Source organism: Paracoccus albicereus, assembly GCF_024359525.1.
In the GTDB taxonomy this organism is placed as follows: Bacteria; Pseudomonadota; Alphaproteobacteria; order Rhodobacterales; family Rhodobacteraceae; genus Paracoccus; species Paracoccus albicereus.
The window spans coordinates 194,764-215,597 of record NZ_JAKZEU010000003.1 but is presented as its reverse complement, the minus strand read 5'-3'; the positions used below and the strand labels follow the sequence as shown (position 1 = coordinate 215,597).

The following is a 20,834-nucleotide window of genomic DNA, read 5'->3' as shown; positions in this document are numbered from 1 at the left end:
AACGATGAGACGATGAGCCGTAAACTCAAGATCGCGATCGTGGACGACGAACCCGACATGCGGGAATCGATCAGCCAATGGCTGGTGCTGTCCGGCTTCGACACGGAAACATTTGCCAGCGCTGAAGATGCGCTGAAGGTCATCGGTCCAGACTGGCCCGGGGTGGTGGTCAGCGACATCCGTATGCCCGGCATGGACGGCATGGCGTTCCTGAAGCGTCTGATGGGCATCGATTCAGCGCTGCCGGTGGTGATGATCACAGGGCACGGCGATGTTCCGATGGCAGTCGAGGCGATGCGCGTCGGCGCAATGGACTTCATGGAAAAGCCTTTCAATCCCGACCGGATGACTGAGCTTGCCAAGAAGGCCACACAGGCGCGACGCATGACGCTGGACAACCGCGCGCTTCGTCGTGACCTGTCCGAGGGTCAGCAGGTGATGTCCAAGCTGATCGGCGCGAGCCCTGTGATGGAGCGTCTTCGCGAGGACATCCTGGACCTGGGCCAGGCCGATGGTCACGTCCTGATCGATGGCGAGACAGGCACCGGCAAGACGCTGGTGGCGCACGCGCTGCACGCCGTCGGACCGCGCGCATCGAAGAAGTTCGTGCAGGTGTCCTGCGCGGCCTATGGGGACGAGGCCTTGGCCGCGCGCCTGTTCGGCCCCTTGGAGGACGGTGTGCCGGCGCTGGAAGAGGCGCGTGGCGGGACCCTTTGCCTGGAGGATGTCGAGGCGCTTTCGGATCCGCTGCAGGGTCGTCTGCTCGCCTTCATCAGCGATCAGACCATTCCTGCCGATACGCGGATCATTGCGATCTCAAATGCGCGCGGCGAGGGCCGAAAGGCAGAGGATTCGCTTCGCCCCGATCTGTTCTACCGGCTATCCGCTCTGAAGATCACCGTTCCGCCGCTTCGGGCGCGGGGCGAGGACATCCTGTCACTCTTCACGCGGATGACCGAGCAGTTTTCCGAGGAATACGGCTGCGAGCCGCCTCAGGTGAACGCGCAGGAGGCAGCGCAATTGCTGCAGGCGCCCTGGCCGGGCAACATCCGGCAATTGATCAATGTCGCCGAGCGCGCCGTGCTGCAGAATCGGCGCGGGTCGGGCAGCATTGCCTCGCTGCTGATGACAGGTGGCGAGGACACCCAGCAGGCCACCACGACCGAGGGCAAGCCGCTGAAGGAATATGTCGAGAGCTTCGAGAAGATGCTGATCGACAACACGATGCGCCGCCACAAGGGCAGCATTGCCAGCGTAATGGATGAGCTGTGCCTGCCGCGCCGGACGCTGAACGAGAAGATGGCGAAATACGGTCTGTCTCGCGGCGATTATCTGTAGGCGCGATCTAGCAAGCCTGCTGACGAAAACCGTCAGCAGGTGCGCTTGACTTTCGACCGTCCGCGCCCACCTTGACCGGCATGGGTCACAATAACACGAACGCGCCCGTGGCGCGCTTTCCCGAGGTCAGCCGCCCCAAGCTTGAGGGCGGCAAACGTTTCGTCATGGCGAGCGAATTCCAGCCCGCCGGCGACCAGCCGACCGCAATTGCAGAATTGTCTCAGGGCGTGAATGACGGCGAGCGCGATCAGGTGCTGCTTGGCGCCACCGGCACAGGCAAGACCTATACGATGGCCAAGGTGATCGAGCAGACGCAGCGCCCGGCGATCATCCTTGCACCCAACAAGACGCTCGCCGCGCAGCTTTATGGCGAGTTCAAGGGCTTCTTTCCCGACAACGCCGTCGAATACTTCGTCAGCTACTACGATTACTACCAGCCGGAGGCTTACGTCCCACGGTCGGACACGTATATCGAGAAGGAAAGCCAGATCAACGAAGCGATCGACCGGATGCGCCACTCGGCGACCCGAGCGCTACTGGAACGCGATGACGTGATCATCGTCGCTTCGGTCAGCTGCATCTACGGCATCGGTTCGGTCGAAACCTATTCGGCGATGACGCAGGATATGGTCGTCGGCCAGTCCTACGATCAGCGCGAGTTTCTGGGCCAGCTTGTCGCGCAGCAATACCGTCGGCTTGACGGCGCCTTCCAGCGGGGTAGCTTCCGTGTGCGCGGCGACGTGGTCGAAGTCTGGCCCGCCCACCTTGAGGATCGCGCCTGGCGCTTCGATTTCTTCGGAAACGAGTTGGAGGCGATCACAGAATTCGATCCGCTGACCGGCGCCAAGACCGACAACTTCAAGCAGATCCGCATCTACGCGAACAGCCACTATGTCACGCCCCGGCCGACGATGCAGCAGGCGGTCAAGGGCATCAAGAAAGAGCTCGCGGACCGGCTGAAGGTGCTGCAGGACGAAGGCAAGCTGCTGGAAGCGCAGCGGCTGGAACAGCGGACGAACTTTGACATCGAGATGCTGGAGGCGACCGGCGTCTGCAACGGGATCGAGAACTATTCCCGCTATCTGACAGGGCGAGCGCCGGGCGAACCGCCGCCCACCCTGTTCGAGTTCATTCCTGACAACGCCATCGTCTTTGCCGACGAATCCCATGTCAGCGTGCCGCAGATCGGCGGCATGTATCGTGGCGACTTCCGGCGCAAGTTCACGCTGGCCGAACACGGCTTCCGGCTGCCGTCCTGCATGGACAACCGCCCGCTGAAATTCGAGGAATGGGACGCGATGCGCCCGCAATCGGTCTTCGTCAGCGCCACGCCAGCCGATTGGGAGATGGATCAGACCGGCGGCGTCTTCACCGAACAGATCATCCGCCCGACCGGCCTGCTGGATCCGCAAGTCGAGATTCGTCCGGTCGAGATGCAGGTCGACGACCTGCTGGACGAGGTTCGCAAGGTCACCGCGAAGGGGATGCGCACCCTGGTCACTACGCTGACTAAGCGCATGGCCGAGGACCTGACCGAATACCTGCACGAACAGGGCATCAAGGTCCGCTACATGCATTCCGACATCGACACGATCGAGCGGATCGAGATTTTGCGCGACCTGCGTCTCGGTGCGTTCGACGTCCTGGTCGGCATCAACCTGCTGCGCGAGGGCCTCGACATCCCGGAATGCGGATTGGTTGCCATCCTCGATGCAGACAAGGAAGGCTTTCTGCGCTCGGAAACGTCGCTGATTCAGACGATCGGTCGGGCGGCGCGGAACGTGGACGGGCGCGTCATCCTTTACGCCGACCGGATCACCGGCAGCATGGAACGCGCGATGGCTGAAACGGACCGGCGGCGTGAAAAGCAGATGGCCTACAATCTGGAACACGGAATCACGCCCCAGACCGTTCGCAAGAACGTCGATGACGTGCTGGCCGGCTTGTGGCAGGGCGACACCGACCAGTCGCGGGTCACGACCAAGATCGACAAGCCGATGGTCGGCGCGAACCTTCAGGCGCATCTGGACGCGCTGCGCACGCAGATGCGCAAGGCAGCCGAGAACCTTGAATTCGAAGAGGCGGCCCGACTGCGCGACGAGGTGAAGCGCCTGGAAGCCGTCGATCTTGCGATTTCTGACGATCCGATGGCGCGTCAGTCGGCGATCGATGAGGCGGCAGAGGCGGCGGTTCGTTCGTCAGGTCGATCGTCGGCCGGCCGTGCCGGTCAGCGCGGCGGCAACAAACGCTCGAAGCGGCGGCGCTGAATCTGCTATGGCGTGATCATGCGCCATTACCTGACCAAGCTGAAACAGTTGATGAGTGGCCGGCAATGGTCGGGTGAGTCGGTCGGCGTTACCGTGGGGGGCTTCGGCATCAATGTCCCCATGGGTCGTGCAAGCAATCTTCCCGCCGTCCTTCGGCACGGTCTGGACCCGGCTGATCCGACGCCGCTTTACAACATGGACGCACCGACATTGATGCGGTGGTTCAACGGCTATGCCCAGACACCGGAATTCATGCAGCATGTGCTTTACGGTGAAACCGTGGCCCTGTTCGAAGGCGCGATGCGTCCGATCGTGCGCGGTGGACTTGACGTTGCGGACCTGACGATCGAGTTCGAGGCGACGCCCTATCAGGTGCCGATCGCACTCCAACGGCACCGGGATGCCATGCTGGACTTCTTCCGGCACACCGGGCGCTCTCGACGGCTGCCGGATGGCGAGTGGGAAAACAATATCACCGCGCGCCTGTGCGAGTTCGACCCGTCAACGGGGCATATGGTGCTGCAGCAAGCCCGCTACACCGACCAGATTGCCACCAACCTGTCGGTGGATACGAACTCGAACCATCTTCCGCCCGGCATGCTGTCGATCAGGCGCGGGTTTGAGCCGCCGCACGATGGCCGTCTGGTCCCGCTTCATCGGTCCGGCCTGGCAAACTCCCTAGGTGTGGCCGGGGTGCTTTTCGCGCGCGACGGGCAGCCGTTGATGCGAGAGCGCAGCAAGCATTTGGGTTCCATCAACAGCCAGAAGATCCATTGTTCGGTCTCGGGCGTTTACGAAATACCGCCCGGCACGCGGCTGGGCGAGCGGCATGGCTACCCGCTGCTGCGTCACGGGATCGAACTGGAAATCCGTCACGAACTGGGTCTTGAACCGGGCGAATACAGGCTGTTCCCCATCGCTTTGTCCCGCGAATTGCCGCGCCATGGTAAGCCTCAACTGTTTTTCGCGATCCTCAGCGACATGCCGGTCACGGATCTTATCGCGCGAATGCAAACGGCCGACGAGAGGCACGAATTCCTGAACGATCCGAACTTCATGTTCAGGATCGCGCCCGCCGATCACTCGACTTACAGCCGATACACCTATGAAGGCTGGGCCGCGTTGCATTTCGCAACGAAGTTCCTTCAGGCAAATCAGGAATCGCTGGCGTTTGCACCGAGGAGGTGAGTTTCGCTACCGGCGCCCGTCGAAGCGAACGAAATCCATGACACTGCCGGTGCCGGGTTTTAGTTGACCCCAATCCTCGATCTGAAAGTCGACTACCAGGGTCGCTGCGGTCGGGTACTGGCGGAACTCGGGGTCGAGCGGTGCCTCGGCGGGCAGGCTGGCCGCAAACTCCGCGATGCCGGGATTGTGGCCCAGCATCATCACCGTCTGGTGCTGGGCGGTTCGCAGGATCTGCAACATCCGCTCGGGCGAGGCGTGATAAAGCTTCGGCTCCATCCTCACGAGCGGCCGCACTTCCAGCGGCGCGCCCGCAACGACCTCCCATGTCTCGGCGGTGCGGCAGGCGGTCGAGCACAGGACCTCTTCGGGTTCGTAATCCCGACTGGCCATCCAGTCGCCCAATTCTCGGGCGGCGCGGCGCCCGCGTGGGTTCAGCGGCCGGTCGTGGTCCTCCATCTTCGGGTCGTCCCACGAGGATTTGGCGTGGCGGGTCAGGATCAGGCGGCGATAGCCGAGCGGGGTCATGGGTGGAACTGCCTCATATGCCATGCCGATTGCTCGGGCAGCCTGCCACAGCCCTTGCTGATCGGGCAAGCACGACGCGCAAGACAGCCCGCTGCAAGACAATTTCCGCCGGCCGGTGTGTCGAGCCACCGGTGGCAGGCGTCCGTATCGTACCGACCGTCGGTGAAGGCATCGACCGGGCAGGCGCTCAGACAGGGGGCATCGCAGTCCGTGCAGGGCGAGGTGTGCGCATTAAGCTTTGCGGGCGGACCGGGGACGCGCAGCGCGCCGCGAAAGCTGACGAAAAGACCCATGCGGCGATCGACCAGCATCCCGGTGGGCGAGGACCAGAAACGCCCCGAGAGAAGGGCCCAAGCGACAAAGGGCGGATAGGGAGGGTCCGAGGGGAACAACGCCTCGACCCCGATGGCATTTGCCGATGCGCCGATCACCCGGCGCGACCAGCGGTCCATCGGATCCGCGGTACCATCGGCATATTCGGGCGCGGCAATGAAAATCGGCCAGAAAGCTGGCTCATCCGGCGCGATCAGGACGATGGAGTGGCCGCCGCTCTCACAAATGCCCCCGACGCGCAGGCCGGGTGGCGGTTTCAGGTCAACGGCCATCCTCGCCCTGCCGCAGCCCGCGGGGTTTGACGCGAGGCTCGGTCGAGCGGATCAGGCTGCCCGCGCCATGTTCGGTGAACAGCTCCAGCAGCGCGGCATTGTCCACCCGGCCGTCCAGGATCACCACCGCGCGCACGCCATCCTCGATCGCCTTCAGCGCGGTTTCAGTCTTGGGAATCATTCCGCCCGCGATGGTACCGTCGGCAATCATCGCGCGAACCTGCTCGGGGGTCATCTGCGTGACGACCTCGCCTGACGAATCCTTCACGCCAGCGACGTCGGTCAGCAGCAGCAGTCGATCCGCCTTGAGCGCACCGGCGATGGCACCCGCCGCAGTGTCGCCGTTGACGTTGAAGGTCTCGTTATCGGCCATGCCGGTGGCCACCGGAGCAATAACGGGGATCAGTCCGGCCATGTAAAGGTCGCGGATGATCTGGACGTTCATCTCGATCGGGCGGCCGACGAAGCCCAGTTCGGGATCATCCGCCTCGCAGACCATCAGGTCGTCGTCCTTGCCGCTGATCCCGACCGCGCGCCCGCCGGCATCGTTGATCGCCTGCACGATGCGCTTGTTCACGAGGCCGGACAGGATCATCTCAACGACTTCGACGGTTTCCTGCGTGGTCACGCGCTTGCCACGGACGAAGCGGCTTTCGATGCCCAGCTTGCCCAGCATCTCGTTGATCATCGGGCCGCCGCCGTGGACCACGACCGGATGGATGCCGACCTGCTTCATCAGCACTATGTCGCGGGCGAATTCGGCCATGTCGTCCTGATCGCCCATCGCGTTGCCGCCGAACTTGACGACGACAACGGCGCCGGAATAGCGCTGCATGTAGGGCAGGGCCTCGGAAAGCGTGCGCGCGGTCGTCGTCCAGTCCCGGTCCATACTCTGCTTTCTCATCCATCTGCCCCTGTCTGTTGGGGCGGAGCCTAGGCCGCGCGTCCCGGCCAGTCCAGAGCGTCAGTCCAAGGCCGCGATGATCGCGCGAAGGGTCGCGATGCCCTGACCCTTGTCCGAAGATGTGACGACCAGTTCGGGAAAAGCGGCAGGGTGCTTCTGCAGCGCGTCCTCGACCTGCGCGATCACGGGCTTGATTGCGTTCGGACCAAGCTTGTCGGCCTTCGTCAGAACCACCTGAAAGGGCACGGCTGAGCGATCGAGAAGCTGCATGATCTCGTGATCGACGTCCTTCACGCCGTGACGGGCATCGATCAGGCAGAAGGCGCGGCGCAGGGTCTGTCGCCCGGCAAGGTATGATTTCAGCAGAGCCTGCCATTTCGCCACCACCGCGACGGGGGCCTTGGCGAAGCCATAGCCCGGCAGGTCGACCAGATAGGTCTGATCGCCGAGGGTGAAGTAGTTGATCTCTTGCGTGCGCCCCGGCGTGTTCGACGCGCGCGCGAGGCCCTTGCGGCCGGTCAGGGCGTTGATGAGGCTCGACTTGCCGACATTGCTGCGTCCGGCGAAACAGACCTCGGGACGGTCGGCAGGCGGCAGGCCGTCCATGCCGACGACCCCCTTCACAAAATCGACGGGTCCGGCGAACAGCAGCCGTGCGGCCTCGGCGGCTTCGGCCTTGGGGTCCGGCGCAACGGGAAACGCGACCTTCATGCAGCGATCCTGTCGCCGATGGCGATGTCGCCGCCGGTGACCACTTCGGCGTAGATGCCGAAATCCGTGTGGCCGAAGGTCGATGCAAGGGTCGCGAGCATGTCGATGTCGCGCGTGCCCGTGTCGGTGTTCGCGCTGGTCGCCTCGCATCGGCCGATTGGCTCGGTCACACGCAATTCGATGGTCCCTAGCCTGATGACATGTCCGATCAGGTCGCGCTCGGCCGATGGCTCCCAGCCCTCGACCCACAGATTGCCCCGCCAGCGCTCGATCCCGAGCGATTTGCCTGCGGATTCTTCCAACTGGGACAATGTAGACAGCGACAGGATCGAAACCCACGGCCATTTGACGTCGGTCCAGATGCCCGCGCCGCGCACCAGCCTGCTGGCCGCTGGCTTGTCCTCGGGCCAGAGGGGGGCAATCCAGTCGGTCAGCCGCGCGCCTTCGGTTTCAGGCTCGAAGATGAGGTCGGGAAGGCTGGGGTGCGTCAGCCGCATCCGGCGTTCGTCCATCCAGCCATCGCTGACAGCCTGCAACGGCGCAGCCGCGACACCACGAAGGAAACAGGATTTCGGCAGCCAGGTGGCCGGCTCGCCCTGACCCGCGTGACGCTCGCCGCTTTGCGTCAGAATGGCCCATTCACGGTCGCCGGGGAGGCGGCGTGCTGGGGCAAGGGTCACCCGGTCCAGATCTTCGCCGCCGACCGATTTGATCGGATGGCGGCGGATCCGGGCGAGTCGCCCCGTCACTTTCCGCCCTTGCGGGGCTTTGGAACCGACGCCTTGATGTTGCCGAACAGGTCGGGTCGGTGCCCGTGCATCGACATGATCGTGTACTGCTGCGCGATCGTGATCAGGTTGTTGGTGATCCAGTAAAGAACCAGCCCCGACGCAAAGCCGCCCAGCATGAACATGAACACCCATGGCATCCAGGCGAAGATCATCTTTTGTGCCGGATCGGTGGGGGCCGGGTTCAACTTCTGCTGCAACCACATGCTGACGCCAAGGATGATCGCGAGGATCGGCAGCGACAGCGAGTGCAGCAGCGTGCCCTGCGCGGGAGGCGCGAAGGGCAGCAGCCCGAACAGGTTTAGCAGGCTCGACGGGTCGGGCGCCGACAGGTCACGGATCCAGCCGACCCACGGTGCGTGGCGCAGTTCGATCGTGACGAAGATCACCTTGTAGAGCGAGAAGAAGATCGGGATCTGTAGCAGCACGGGCAGGCAGCCCGCCGCCGGGTTCACCTTCTCGCGCTTGTAAAGCTCCATCATCTCTTTCTGGAACTTCACGCGGTCGTCGCCGGTGCGCTCTTTCAGCGCCTCCATCTGCGGCTGCAATTCCTTCATCTTCGCCATCGAGATGTAGGATTTGCGCGCCAGCGGGAAAACGATCAGCTTCAGGATGAAGGTCAGCGCGATGATCGACCAGCCCATATTGCCGATATGGGCGTTCAGCCAGTGCAGCACCTGGAAGATCGGCTTGGTCAGGAAGTAGAACCAGCCCCAGTCGATCGAGTCGACAAAGCGTTCGATGCCCGGATTTTCTTCATAGTCGCGGATGACTTCCCACCGCTTCGCGCCTGCGAAGAGGTAGCTCGACGCGCTCAGCACTTCGCCCGGCGCGACGGTCTGGGTCGGATAGCGCGCCTCGGTCTGATAGATGTCGGCGCCGTCGGCGTATTTTGCGACAGCGGTGAAGGCCTGGCCGGGTGCCGGCGCGAGCGTCGTCATCCAGTACTTGTCGGTGAAACCGATCCAGCCGTTGGAATTGACCGAGATCAGGTCGGCGCGACCTTCGCGCTCGATCGGGTCGAGATCGGCGATGTCACCATAGTCGAGCTCGATCAGCTCGCCGTCATGCATCCCGACAATGCCTTCGTGAAGGACGAAATAATTTGAGGTGTCAGGGCGCCCGTGGCGCGCGATGATCGCGTAAGGGGCTGCCGAGAAGGGCGCCGCGCCGTCATTCGTCACCGACTGGGTCACGGTGAACAGATAGTTGCGGTCTAGTTCGAACGTGCGGCGGAAAACCTGGCCTGCGCCGTTGTCCCAGACCAGAGTCACAGGGCTGTCGGGCGTCAACTCAGCGCCGCTTTCAACTTCCCAGACCGTTGCCGGCCCCGGTACGGCGGCGGGGTCGGTGCCACCGGCGGGAGCCCATCCATAGACCGCGTAATACGGCTTCGTCGCTGGGGCTTCGGCGGAGTCGCGGGGCGCGCTGCCGGTCGGGCTGAGCAGCCGGACATTGGGCGAGGCGTCCGACAGTGTCTCGTGATAATCGGTCAGCAGAAGGTCGTCGACGCGCCCGCCCGCAAGAGAGATCGAACCCTTGAGCGAGGGCGAGGCGATGGTGACGCGACCGGCTTCTGCGGTCGGGTCATCGCTGCCCGTCGCGGCGTTGTCGAGCGTCGCGCCGGCGGGCGCATCGCTCGCGGCATCCGGCGTCACGGGCTGGCCTGGCGCGTCCGTCGCCTGCTGGCTTTGCGCCGCAGGTTCGTTAACCGGCTCCGTGGGGGCTGGGGCGAAGACGGTGTACCACACCAGGATCACCAGGAACGACAGTACCGTCGCCAGGATCAGATTGCGGTTGTTGTCGTCCATTCGGGCCCACCCGTCCTGTCGCAGTCGCGCCGGTTCAACAGAAGGGAGGCTGAAAGGTCAAGGGCTATCCGGGGAAACGCCACGGATGCTGCATGGAACGACAAGCCTGACAGGCTTTCCGAACGCGTGACGCTGGGTCGTGGCGTCTAATGGCCGCGCCCGTACAGGAATGCCGGACGTCTTAGGCCGGGCAGGATGTATCGCTCAGCCCGCGCGCTTGATCTGCAAGCTGGGAATGTCACCCTGTCGCGCGGCATAGTCGCGCAGGAAATCCATCGTCTGGTCTAGCTGCATGGGGCGTGCGATCGCATAGCCCTGAACCTCGTCGCAGCCGATCTGGGCCAGGAAGGAATGCTCCTCGACGGTTTCGACACCTTCGGCCAGCGTTGCGATTCCCAGCCTTTCGGTCATCGCGAGGATGCTCAACACCATCCGTTGCTGGCCCGGATCGCGGTCACATCCGCTGATGAACGAGCGGTCGATCTTGATACGATGGACACCGAAATGCCGGATCGAGTCGAGACCCGCATAGCCGGTCCCGAAATCGTCGAGGTCCAGACGGCAGCCGGCGTCGGCCAACTGCGCCAGGTTTCGGCGCGCATGTTCGCAGCTGTTGATCGGACCCACCGATTCCAGCACCTCGACCACCAGACGCTCTGGCCTGATGTTCATGCGGTCAAGCTCCCAGATCACCATCTCGGCAAAGCCGTGGTCGGAGAGTTCGGGTTGCGAGATGTTGATCGACACCGTCGGCACGCGCATTCCTTCGGCATCCCAGGTTGCAAGAGCCTCCAGCGAACCGCGCAACATCCTTAGCGTCAGCGCCGCATGATCGAGCGCCGTCATTCCGGCCATGAAGGCCGCCGGCGTCAGGGTGCCTCGCAGCGGATGGATCCAACGCGCCAGCGCCTCGAACCCCGTGACAGCACCGGTGTTGCAGCAGACCTGCGGCTGGAACCAGGGTTCGATCTGTCCTTCGGCCACAGCCTCCGCGACGGTCGCGGGCAACGACGAGGGCTGCTTCTGCCAGTGCTCGTAGGGCAAGAGCACGATACGCCCCAATTGCTCAACTTCGATCGCATCGAGCCTGTTGCGGCCCCATTCGACCAGCGTCAGTGTCGGGACCGCGGTCGCACTATTGTTCTGCACAAGGACCCCGCTCAGGATCGGCACCACGGCCATGCCGGCGACCTGATACGCAGTCTGACAATCGGCCTGCAGCCGCAGCGCGATGCGCATCGCCTCGACCTCGGACCCGGTATGAAGCACGACGGAAAAGACGCCCGGCGCCGCGATCTGAACCGGATCGTGGGGCCTGAGCGCGCGCGACATCCGGACCGAGATCTGCACCAGGAAATGGGCGAAGCCTGCGTTGCCGAGGTAATCGCCCAGAAGGCTGACATTCTCCAGTCGCAGGACCAGCGCGATCCGATCGGCGTCGGTGCCATCTTGGCGCGACATCCGTGCCACCCCTTGGCGCAGTCGCGCCAGCCAATTCTTGAACCGCATCAGCTTGTCCCGTTCTCGTCAGGACAATCGCTATCAGGAACGGATGATCGTTCAGTTAATGTTCCGCAATTGCGGCCCAATGAAAAGGATCAAATGCTATCCTTGTTCGCCGCGGGGGGGCGGGAACAGCCCTGCGAAATCGAACAGCGACGGGTCGGGCAGATGCGACGCCCGCACGTTGGTCAAGGCGCGGAACATGACCTGGCGCCGTCCGGGCGAACGACGCTCCCATTCGTCCAGCATAGCCTTGACCTGCTGGCGCTGCAGCCCTTCCTGACTGCCGCACAGATCGCAGGGGATGATCGGATAACCCATGATCCGCGCGAAGCGGTCACAATCGGCCTCTGCGACATAGGCAAGCGGACGCAAGACGGTCAGGTCGCCATCCTCGTTCAACAGCTTGGGCGGCATTGTTGCCAACCGACCGCCGTGGAACAGGTTCATGAAGAAGGTCTCGAGGATGTCGTCACGGTGATGACCCAGCACCACGGCAGAGCAGCCTTCTTCGCGCGCGATCCGATAAAGATTGCCCCGTCGCAGACGTGAACACAACGAACACATCGTGCGACCCGGCGCGATCTTGTCCACGACGATGGAATAGGTGTCCTGATACTCGATCCGATGAACGACACCACGTTCGGTCAGAAAGCGGGGCAGAACCGTCGCCGGGAAGTTCGGTTGCCCCTGATCGAGGTTGCAGGCGAGCAGATCGACAGGCAGCAAACCGCGCCATTTCAGTTCATGCAGAACGGCCAGCAGCGTGTAGCTGTCCTTGCCGCCGGACAGGCAGACAAGCCAGCGATCGCCTTCGCGAACCATCCCGTAATCCTCGATCGCGGCCCTCGTCTCGCGAACGAGTCGTTTGCGCAGTTTGCGGAATTCGGTTGTCGAGGGTGCGCCGGAGAACAGCGGATGGATGTCGCCGCCAGATGGCTCTTCGCTGTCATCCAGCATCGCGTGGCTCCTTGGCCGAAATTTCTGGCACCGGGTCGAAACCGTGGCCGCCCCAGGGATGGCAGCGCAGGATGCGCCGCATTGTCAAAGCTCCGCCCCGAAACGCGCCGTGACGGTCAAGCGCCTCCAGCGCATAGGCAGAGCAGGTCGGCTGAAAGCGGCAGCCGTGTCCCACCCAAGGCGAGGCAGCCAGGCGATAGCCCCGCACCGGAAGCGCGATCAGGGCCGCCAGCGGGCTCATGATCGGTGAATCTTTCGCAGGGCGGCGGTCAGTTCGTCACGCATTGCGGCAAAGTCGCGGTCGACGGTCGCACCGGGTCGGCCGACCAGAACGTAATCCCAGCCCGAACGTGCCAGCGCTGGCATCACGTCGCGCGCCAGCGCACGCAGGCGGCGCTTGGCGCGATTCCGCGTCACTGCGTTGCCGATCTTCTTCGAACAGGTATAGCCGATCCGCGCAGGACCTTCGGTGCCCCTTGCCAGAGCCTGAAGAAGGAAACCGGGCATCCCCTGTCGACGTCCCTTTGCTGCGGCCAGAAAATCCGCGCGCTTGCATAGCGTATCGGGCATGACGAAAACCGCCCCGCCGGCATCCGTCCGCTGATCGTCAGCACGGGGATGGGGCAGAGGCGGCATGAAAGAGCCTCGGACGATGAACGGCTGATCCGCGTGGCGGGCGTCGTACCCGCCGATAGCGATCAGGCCGAAAGGCGCTTGCGACCGCGGGCGCGGCGGCGGTTCAGAACCTGGCGGCCAGCCTTGGTGGCCATACGCGCGCGGAAGCCGTGACGGCGCGCACGAACGAGATTCGAGGGTTGGAAAGTGCGCTTCATGGTCGTTACTCCGGAATCGTCTGTCGGTCTGTCTAAAGTTCGCGGCGGGCGGTCGCGGCGCAATGGTCCGGCACACAGCCAGACCCCTGCCAACGGCCGGGTCGATGGAAGTGCGCTGGATAGGGCAGGCATCTCGACCTGTCAACCGGCGAATCGTCGCCCAAGTGAAGTGGCGGAACCGCTTGCGGTCGCTGCGGGTTTGACACCGAAAGCGGTCGGTTCCATCACACCATCGGGATCGTGGGCCCGCGTTGCTAAGCAGAACGAGGGCCAGAACTGGGGACGGAATGCGGCTGAATTCTTTATCCGGGCGTTTTGCGGCACTGACGATCATCTTCGTGCTGCTCGCCGAGATCCTTATCCTTGTTCCGGCATTGTCCAATTTCCGGCTGAACTTCCTGCAGCAGCGTCTGGAGCGCGCACAGATCGCGAGTCTGGCGGTGCTGGCAAGCGACCAGGCCATCGCCGCCGATCTGGAAGAGGAGCTGGTCCGTAACGCCGGGGTCTACAACGTCGTCTTGCGCCGGGACGAGATCAGACAACTGATGCTGGCATCGCAGTTCCTCGATCCCGTCGAAGAAACCTTCGATCTGCGTGACCAGACGATCTGGGTCGCAATGGACGACGCGCTGCGGCAGCTTTTCGATCGCAGCAACCGCACGATCCGGGTAATCGGCGAGCCCGTGAACCAGGCGGGTCAGCTGATCGAGATCACGCTGGGAACGGAAGCGCTGCGTCAGGCAATGATCGATTTCGGTCTGCGGCTTCTGGCGCTTTCTGCCGCCTTTTCGGTGTTGACGGCTTTGCTTCTGAACCTTGCCGCACAACGGATGATCCTGAAGCCGATGCGTCGCGTCATCAGCCACATGTCGACCTACGCGTCGGCGCCCGAGGATGAGCGCTCGATCATCATTCCCGATGCGCGGCTGGTCGAGATCGCCGAGGCGGAGACTGCGCTGGCTTCGATGCAGCGAACGCTGACCTCGGCCTTGAAGCAGAAGGACCGGATGGCCCAGCTGGGGCAGGCCGTTGCGAAGATCAGCCACGACTTGCGCAACATCCTGACGACTAGCCAGATCTTCGCCGATCGGCTGGAGGAAAGCGCTGACCCAAAGGTCCGTCGTGCGGCACCGAAACTGGTCAATTCGATCACGCGCGCGGTCAATCTGTGCGAGACGACGCTGGCCTTCGGACGGGCGGAAGAACCACCGCCGACGCTGTCCCGCTTCCCGCTGGCGCCGCTGGTGGCAGAGGTGATCGAGGCCGAGGCTTTGCTGGCAACAGGGGGCGAGCAGTCCAACATCGTCGACTATGTGACCGACATCCCGCCGACGCTGGTGATCCGTGCCGATCGCGACCAGTTGCACCGGGTGCTGTCGAACCTTGTCAGGAACGCCCGCCAGGCGATCGAAGGAACCGTCCAGCCCGGCACGATCGAGGTGGCAGGCGCGGAAAATGACAATGAATGGTGCATTCGCGTCGGCGACACCGGTCCCGGCCTGCCGCCAAAGGCCCGCGAATTCCTGTTCCAGCCGTTTTCCGGCTCTGTCCGCAAGGGCGGGACAGGGCTTGGTTTGACCATTGCGGCAGAACTGATCCGGGCGCTCGGCGGTCGGCTGGAACTGCTCCGAAGTGATGAGGAGGGAAGCGAGTTCCTGATCCACATCCCCCGTGCGATGGCGATCCGTACCCAGCGCGAGACGACCGCGATCTAGTAAGGGCGCATCCTCAGAAACTGCCAACTTTCTGCTTGCATCCCCGTTTCTTGGCGACTAGATCACCGCCCTACGACGGACCCGTAGCTCAGCTGGATAGAGCACCAGACTACGAATCTGGGGGTCGGGCGTTCGAATCGCTCCGGGTCCGCCACTTTTCTTCCTGTCACTGATCGCGCCGCGACTGCATTCTGTGTTGCAGCCGCTTCTTCGGCATTCGCGCCTAGAAGATCAGGTCGGCATTGGTGAAGTTGGCCTTGTTCGCGTCCTCGATCAGGATTGACGATCCGTCGGACAGGCTGATCAGGACATCGCCGCCCAGCTGGACAACATGCGCGCGGAAGTCGGCCAGCGAACCGATCTCGTCGAGCAGCGAGAAGTCGAGGCGATCCTGTCCGTCCTGCCAATCAACGATGCGATCATCGCCAAAGCCGTTGGTAAAGATGAACCTATCGGCGCCAAGCCCCCCGGACAGGACATCATTGCCGGGACCGCCGATCAAACGGTCCGCCTGCCCTTCGCCGAAAAGGGTGTCGTTGCCGGCCCCGCCGACCAGCAGATCCGAGCCGTTTCCGCCCGCCAGCAGGTCATTCTGAGCGCCGCCATTCAACGTGTCGAGATCGTCGCCACCGCGCAGGGTGTCATTCCCGTTGCCTCCGATCAGGCTGTCATTGGCGACGCCCCCGACGAGGCTGTCATGGCCATTGCCGCCGTCCAGAGTGTCCTTCCCTTCGCCACCGATCAGCGTGTCATTGCCGTCTTCACCATACAACCGGTCCGCATCGAACTGGCCTGTGAGATAGTCGTCACCGGTTCCGCCCCGCAGGACATCACCTGAACCGCCACCGAACAGTCGATCGTCGCCTGCATCTCCGAATAGGTGGTCGGCGCCGAAGTTGCCTAAAAGCAAATCGTCGCCTTCGCCGCCGTAGAGCCGATCGCCGCCATTGCCGCCATCCAGCGTATCGTCGCCGGCTTGCCCCAGCAGAAGGTCGCTCCCGAAGCGGCCATCCAGCCGGTCATCGCCCGCCCCGCCACTCATCGTGTCGTCGCGCCCGCTGCCCAGAAAGACCTCGTCAGCGCTGCTGCCGATCAGAACCTCGATCCCGGTCATCTCTTGCTGGATCGCCCCGCTGGTCATCGTCTCGGTCAGAAGATCGAAGATTGTACCGTGGGCGAAGTTGGTGCCGGTCAGCGTGTCGATCCCGTCGCCGCCCGAGACGGACTCGTCGGCGTCGACCCCGATCACCTCGAACAGGTCATTGCCTGCGCCGCCCCGCAATGTGTCGGCCGTTCCTGCGCCGTCCCGCAAAATGTCATTGCCAGCATGGCCGATGGCGAGGCCGCTGGCGCTGATGTCGTCGTCGCCGTTTGTCCCAACGATTGTCGGACCCGGATAGGATCCGCTCGACACGCCGCCCCGCGTGTCGATGATCGCCGCCTCGATCATCGTCGTGCCGCGCGCCCATGTCGCCGCGATCCGCCCATCTCCAAGCAGCACCGCGTCCGGCGAGGATAGCGCGACCGATCCCGCCGCCAGGATCCGTTCCTCGCCCATCCGGTTGCCGTCGGCGTCGAAACGATAGGCAGCGATCTGACCCTTGCCATGGTCGTCGAGGATGATGACGAAGCCGCCGTCAGCCGTCGCGACGACGACGGGAGTTCGGTGATTGTCGGTGAAACTGCTTGAGACGGATCGTGGCAGGCCTCGCATGCTGCCCGTGGCGTCGTGAATCTGGTAGATCACGTCTGTGTCGTTCGTGTCGGTGTTCGACCAGACGATGACGAACCCGCCCGAGGCGAGGGCGGCAACCGACGGATGGACATCGTTGTCGCCATCCCCAACGGTCGTTGCGATCTTTTTGACGCCTGAAGTCAGGCCGGATGCGGAAATCTGTGCGAACCAGATTTCGCCGTCCGTGCGATTCTCGGCGCCGACGACGGCGACGTAGCTTCCGTCGGCCAGCCTCGCCGTATCGAGCCTTGCCAGATCGTCGCCGTTCGCGTCGTTCTGGAACACGACCACCGGCGCGCCGATCGCACCGGTCGTCGGGTCGTAGATCGACAGGTAGGCGCGATCGTGACCGAGGCTGGACGAGGTATTTTCGATATAGGTGATCAGAGCGCTCTCGGAACCGCTCACGGCAAGCGAGACATCGACGAAAAATCCGGCTCGCGGTTCGATATCGATTTGGTGGAAGGCGGTCGTGTTTCCACTCGTATCCTTCTGCTCGAGCAAGAGCGCAGACGACGATGGACCGAACTGGACATAGACGTTCAGAAAACCGACGCCGGACGATCCGCCGAAGGAAAGCGGAGCGAGCGCCGTGATGTCCTCATTGCCATTGTTCAGGCCTTGATTCAGCAGGAACTCATCGCCCAGCACGTTTCCTTCGATGTCGTAGCGACGGCCGATCTGGTCAGTGCCTGTCGGTTGCCCCGCGCCGGACGCAGCGCTGGACACCCAACCGATGATCAGGTCACCGCCCGCAAGCTGGATGATATCGGGCTGGGCTACGAGACCGGGAGAATGCCGGTTGGCCGGTAGCAGCGTGCGCCAGATCTCGGGCGTGTCCACACCCCTGTCCTTTCGACAACAGGGCGCAGCAAGCGCAGCGCCCATCTATGGGTCAGGACACGAACCGGATGTCTTGACCGGCGCGTGCGAGGCACAGCACCGATCGCAGATTTCGATTAAGATAGGCTTAAGCGGGCTGACGATAATCAGCCTGCGGAATCGCGGATCGCCTGCATGTTGCGACCGTAGACGTCCGCAGCGTCCACCGTCCCGCCCTTGAAGACTGCCGATCCGGCAACCAGCACATCGGCACCCGCGGCCACCACCAGCGGAGCGGTCTGGGGGTCGACGCCGCCGTCGATCTCGATATGGATCGGGCGGTCGCCGATCATCGCACGAAGGCGTTCGACCTTGGTTATGCAGGGATGGATGAACTTCTGCCCGCCGAAGCCTGGATTGACCGTCATCACGCAGATCAGATCGCACAGATCCAGCAAAGGCTCGGCCACTTCCGCCGGGGTCCCGGGGTTTAGTGCAAGACCAGCCCTCTTTCCGGTCGCCTTGATCGCCTGCAGGGTCCGGTGGGGGTGGGGGCCAGCCTCGACATGGGCAGTGATCAGGTCAGCCCCGGCTTCCGCATAGGCTTCGATATAGGGATCGACCGGCGCAATCATCAGGTGGACGTCCATGAAGGTTCTCACATGCGGACGAAAGGCTCTGACCGCGGGCGGGCCGAAGGTCAGGTTCGGCACGAAATGTCCGTCCATCACATCGACATGGACCCAGTCCGCACCCTGATCCTCGATCGCGCGGATCTCTCGACCGAAATCGGAGAAATCGGCGGACAGGATCGACGGAGCGATCTTCAGGCGGCGGTCGAAGGTCATGGCGGAGTCTCCCGGGAAGCGGTCACCGGTGGGCTGCCTTCTTGTGCGCGCGAGGTCAAGCACAAGCAGAGGGCTTTGTCTTAGTAGAGGATCAGGTTGTCGTCGTCGATCTGGCTCGGTACGACCCCGACGAGGCGTACCCAGCTGGTATCCCAGTCGATCAGCGTTCCGCCGGGCGCGCGAAGCACGTCCACGTCCGTCGTTGTACCGTTGCCGGGCAGATCGATGCGGATCACGTCGAAAGCAGGCTGAAAGTCCACGATCACGTCACGGCCGGACAGGGTGCTGAAGACGAACGTGTCCGCACCTGCGCCGCCACCAAGATTGTCGTTGCCTGCCTCTCCCACGATCCGATCGGCGCCGGCCTGTCCGCGGATCAGATCGTTGCCTGTCCCACCCATCAATGTGTTCGCGCCAGCATTGCCGTAAAGCACATCGTTGCCACTGCCGGACCGGACCATCTCGATGTTGCGCAGCAGATCGATGCCCATCCCGGTATTGTGCGCGCGGTCGAGCGCAAGGTTGACCGTGATCCGCTGCGCCCCAAGATACAGCGCCATATCCGCGCCGGCGCCCCCGTCCAGGACATCATTGCCCGCTCCGCCATCAAGCCGGTCCAGCCCGATCCCGCCCAGCAGGACGTCGTTGCCAGCACGGCCTGACAGGTGGTCGTTGCCGCCTGCACCGACCAGGCGGTTGTTGCCCTGGCTGCCCCAGAGGAAATCGTTTCCTGCCGCGGCGGTGACGTTCTCGATCCCCGACAGAACGTCAAGGCCTTCGCCGGTATTCTGTGAACCCGCGCGAAGCAGGTCGACCTTCACTCCGGTGCGGGCAATGAAGACCGCCGTGTCCTGACCAGGGCCGCCCACAAGCGTGTCGTTACCGTAACTGCCGATCAGGACATCGTTCCCTGAACCGCCCGACAGGACGTTACTGGCGATGGTGCCGATCAGTCGATCGTTGCCACCCAACCCGGACATGGATCCTGTGACGTCTACCGTCAGGTTGTCGTTGCTGTCAGTCCCGCGGCCAAAAACCTGCGCTGCGATTCCGTCGTCGTCGCTGTCGATTCCCTCATCCATGTAGGCGACGATGAAGCCGCCGCCTGCCAGAGCCTCGACCTCGAGATCTTCCTGGTCGGTATAATTGTCGAGATTTGTGCCGATCTGGAAGACCGGCCCCTGCGGTGTCCCGTTCGGCCGGAGAATGCGGCCGTAGGCATCGTCGCCGATCTGTCCCGGCGTTTCCGACGATTGATGCCAGACCACGACGATCTCGCCCGATTCAAGCTGCGCGACGCGCATGTCGCGCATCACCTCGCCCGTCTCGTAGACCCTGATCCCACGGCCCTGAGGCGCGCCGAGCCGGTCGAAAAGCTGGATCGTGTTCACGGTTCCGTCGCGATCCGTGTCGTTGTAGAACTGGAACGTCCACAACGTTTGAACCATTGCGAAGCCGCCGCCCTTCAGGGCCGTCACGTCATAGCCATAATCGTAGGGTGTGCCCGCCGATCCGCGCGACGGCGCAAGCTGAAAGTCGGCGCGAAAGACCGTGCCGTTAGGATTGATGATGCTTGCCCGGATGTCGCTTTGCCCCGCGCCGCCATTGTCGATCGTGGCCTCGCTTTTCCAGATGATGATGGTCCGGCCGTCCTCCATCGTGGCGCTGCGGCTGATGATCTGGTCGAAATCCTGCACCCGCGAGTTGACCAGGAAGTTCGGACCTTTCGCGGCGCCTCCGGCGGTATAGGCCCGACCGTAGACCTGATCGAAATTGCCGGTCGAGGAATCGATCCCCCACGAGATGACGAAACCGCCATCCCCGGTGCCTGCCACAACCGGCCGGACCGCATCGTTCGACGCCACGGTATCCACACGGAATTCATCACGCCGAAGGCTGCCATTCGCGTTGAAGACCGCCGCGCGGATTTCGGTGTCGAGCGTGAGGATGTCGTCGTAATCGTCGTACATCCACGTCAGGACAAAGCCGCCGTCGGCCAGTCTCGCGATGGATGGTCCGGTGCTTGACGTTCCGTCGGCGCCCGCAAGGACCAACTCGTTTCCTATCGGCGTGCCGCCAGCGCTAAAATACTGGCCGGCAATATAGGTTGCGGACGGACCATCGTCATATTCGTTCAGGTAGCTTTCCCAGACGATCAGATAGCCGCCATCCTTTTGCGGCAGGATGACGGGATTACGTTGCCAGTTGTTCTCGTAGCTGTTGACTTGAAACGGTCGACCCATCGCAAAACCCCTGAACTTCTGCGCCCGAGGCTTCGACC

Annotated in this window: 18 protein-coding genes and 1 tRNA gene; 5 read left to right on the top strand and 14 right to left on the bottom strand. The window is 63.3% G+C overall.

Going from position 1 to position 20,834, the window contains the following annotated elements; translation table 11 throughout:
- The first annotated feature begins 12 nt into the window (after positions 1-12).
- The 3 genes from MLD63_RS09855 (at position 13) to MLD63_RS09845 (ending at position 4,793) form a co-directional block, all read left to right on the top strand.
- Positions 13-1,338 carry a sigma-54-dependent transcriptional regulator gene (locus tag MLD63_RS09855; protein WP_255329732.1) on the top strand — a complete coding sequence of 442 codons (1,326 nt, stop codon included), beginning with the start codon at positions 13-15 and terminating at the stop codon, positions 1,336-1,338.
- Between the two features lie 80 nt (positions 1,339-1,418).
- Positions 1,419-3,605, top strand: coding sequence for an excinuclease ABC subunit UvrB (uvrB, locus tag MLD63_RS09850; protein ID WP_255329731.1), 2,187 nt, complete (start codon positions 1,419-1,421; stop codon positions 3,603-3,605).
- Between the two features lie 18 nt (positions 3,606-3,623).
- Positions 3,624-4,793 (top strand): hypothetical protein, encoded by a 1,170-nt coding sequence (locus tag MLD63_RS09845; RefSeq protein WP_255329730.1) that lies wholly within the window; start codon positions 3,624-3,626, stop codon positions 4,791-4,793.
- A 6-nt stretch (positions 4,794-4,799) separates the two neighbouring features.
- Here the strand turns inward: MLD63_RS09845 and MLD63_RS09840 are convergent, their stop codons facing one another.
- From MLD63_RS09840 to rpmH, 11 genes are all read right to left on the bottom strand, one after another.
- Positions 4,800-5,318: a SixA phosphatase family protein gene (locus MLD63_RS09840; protein WP_255329729.1), complete on the bottom strand. Its 519-nt coding sequence runs from the start codon at positions 5,316-5,318 to the stop codon at positions 4,800-4,802.
- The gene (locus MLD63_RS09835; protein WP_255329728.1) at positions 5,315-5,923 is read right to left on the bottom strand and encodes a ferredoxin; all 609 of its coding nucleotides are present in this window, start codon (positions 5,921-5,923) and stop codon (positions 5,315-5,317) included. Before MLD63_RS09835 ends, MLD63_RS09840 begins: the two co-directional genes overlap by 4 nt.
- Positions 5,913-6,812, bottom strand: a complete 900-nt coding sequence (gene argB / locus MLD63_RS09830; RefSeq protein ID WP_255329977.1) for an acetylglutamate kinase — start codon at positions 6,810-6,812, stop codon at positions 5,913-5,915. Before argB ends, MLD63_RS09835 begins: the two co-directional genes overlap by 11 nt.
- Positions 6,813-6,887: 75 nt before the next feature.
- A complete protein-coding gene (yihA, locus tag MLD63_RS09825; protein WP_255329727.1) occupies positions 6,888-7,538 on the bottom strand; it encodes a ribosome biogenesis GTP-binding protein YihA/YsxC in 651 nt (216 codons plus the stop codon).
- Complete coding sequence (locus MLD63_RS09820) at positions 7,535-8,287, bottom strand: MOSC domain-containing protein (protein ID WP_255329726.1); 753 nt, start codon at positions 8,285-8,287, stop codon at positions 7,535-7,537. Before MLD63_RS09820 ends, yihA begins: the two co-directional genes overlap by 4 nt.
- Positions 8,284-10,137: a membrane protein insertase YidC gene (yidC, locus tag MLD63_RS09815; protein WP_255329725.1), complete on the bottom strand. Its 1,854-nt coding sequence runs from the start codon at positions 10,135-10,137 to the stop codon at positions 8,284-8,286. Before yidC ends, MLD63_RS09820 begins: the two co-directional genes overlap by 4 nt.
- 204 nt (positions 10,138-10,341) lie before the next feature.
- A complete protein-coding gene (locus tag MLD63_RS09810) occupies positions 10,342-11,646 on the bottom strand; it encodes an EAL domain-containing protein (protein ID WP_255329724.1) in 1,305 nt (434 codons plus the stop codon).
- Positions 11,647-11,742: 96 nt separating this feature from the next.
- Positions 11,743-12,600: a tRNA 2-thiocytidine(32) synthetase TtcA gene (gene ttcA / locus MLD63_RS09805; RefSeq protein ID WP_255329723.1), complete on the bottom strand. Its 858-nt coding sequence runs from the start codon at positions 12,598-12,600 to the stop codon at positions 11,743-11,745.
- A complete protein-coding gene (gene yidD, locus MLD63_RS09800) occupies positions 12,590-12,841 on the bottom strand; it encodes a membrane protein insertion efficiency factor YidD (protein WP_255329722.1) in 252 nt (83 codons plus the stop codon). Before yidD ends, ttcA begins: the two co-directional genes overlap by 11 nt.
- Positions 12,838-13,170, bottom strand: coding sequence for a ribonuclease P protein component (gene rnpA, locus MLD63_RS09795; RefSeq protein ID WP_255329976.1), 333 nt, complete (start codon positions 13,168-13,170; stop codon positions 12,838-12,840). Before rnpA ends, yidD begins: the two co-directional genes overlap by 4 nt.
- 128 nt (positions 13,171-13,298) lie before the next feature.
- The gene (gene rpmH, locus MLD63_RS09790) at positions 13,299-13,433 is read right to left on the bottom strand and encodes a 50S ribosomal protein L34 (RefSeq protein ID WP_255329721.1); all 135 of its coding nucleotides are present in this window, start codon (positions 13,431-13,433) and stop codon (positions 13,299-13,301) included.
- A 287-nt stretch (positions 13,434-13,720) separates the two neighbouring features.
- On the opposite strand from rpmH, the gene MLD63_RS09785 reads away from it, so the two are divergent.
- Positions 13,721-15,148, top strand: coding sequence for a sensor histidine kinase (locus MLD63_RS09785; protein WP_255329720.1), 1,428 nt, complete (start codon positions 13,721-13,723; stop codon positions 15,146-15,148).
- 77 nt (positions 15,149-15,225) lie between these two features.
- Positions 15,226-15,302: transfer RNA gene (locus MLD63_RS09780), tRNA-Arg, on the top strand.
- Positions 15,303-15,371: 69 nt separating this feature from the next.
- Here MLD63_RS09780 and MLD63_RS09775 read toward each other — a convergent pair.
- The 3 genes from MLD63_RS09775 to MLD63_RS09765 form a co-directional block, all read right to left on the bottom strand.
- Positions 15,372-17,726: a calcium-binding protein gene (locus MLD63_RS09775; protein ID WP_255329719.1), complete on the bottom strand. Its 2,355-nt coding sequence runs from the start codon at positions 17,724-17,726 to the stop codon at positions 15,372-15,374.
- Between the two features lie 146 nt (positions 17,727-17,872).
- A complete protein-coding gene (rpe, locus tag MLD63_RS09770) occupies positions 17,873-18,553 on the bottom strand; it encodes a ribulose-phosphate 3-epimerase (RefSeq protein WP_255329718.1) in 681 nt (226 codons plus the stop codon).
- Positions 18,554-18,633: 80 nt separating this feature from the next.
- Positions 18,634-20,796 carry a calcium-binding protein gene (locus tag MLD63_RS09765; RefSeq protein ID WP_255329717.1) on the bottom strand — a complete coding sequence of 721 codons (2,163 nt, stop codon included), beginning with the start codon at positions 20,794-20,796 and terminating at the stop codon, positions 18,634-18,636.
- Positions 20,797-20,834 lie beyond the last annotated feature (38 nt).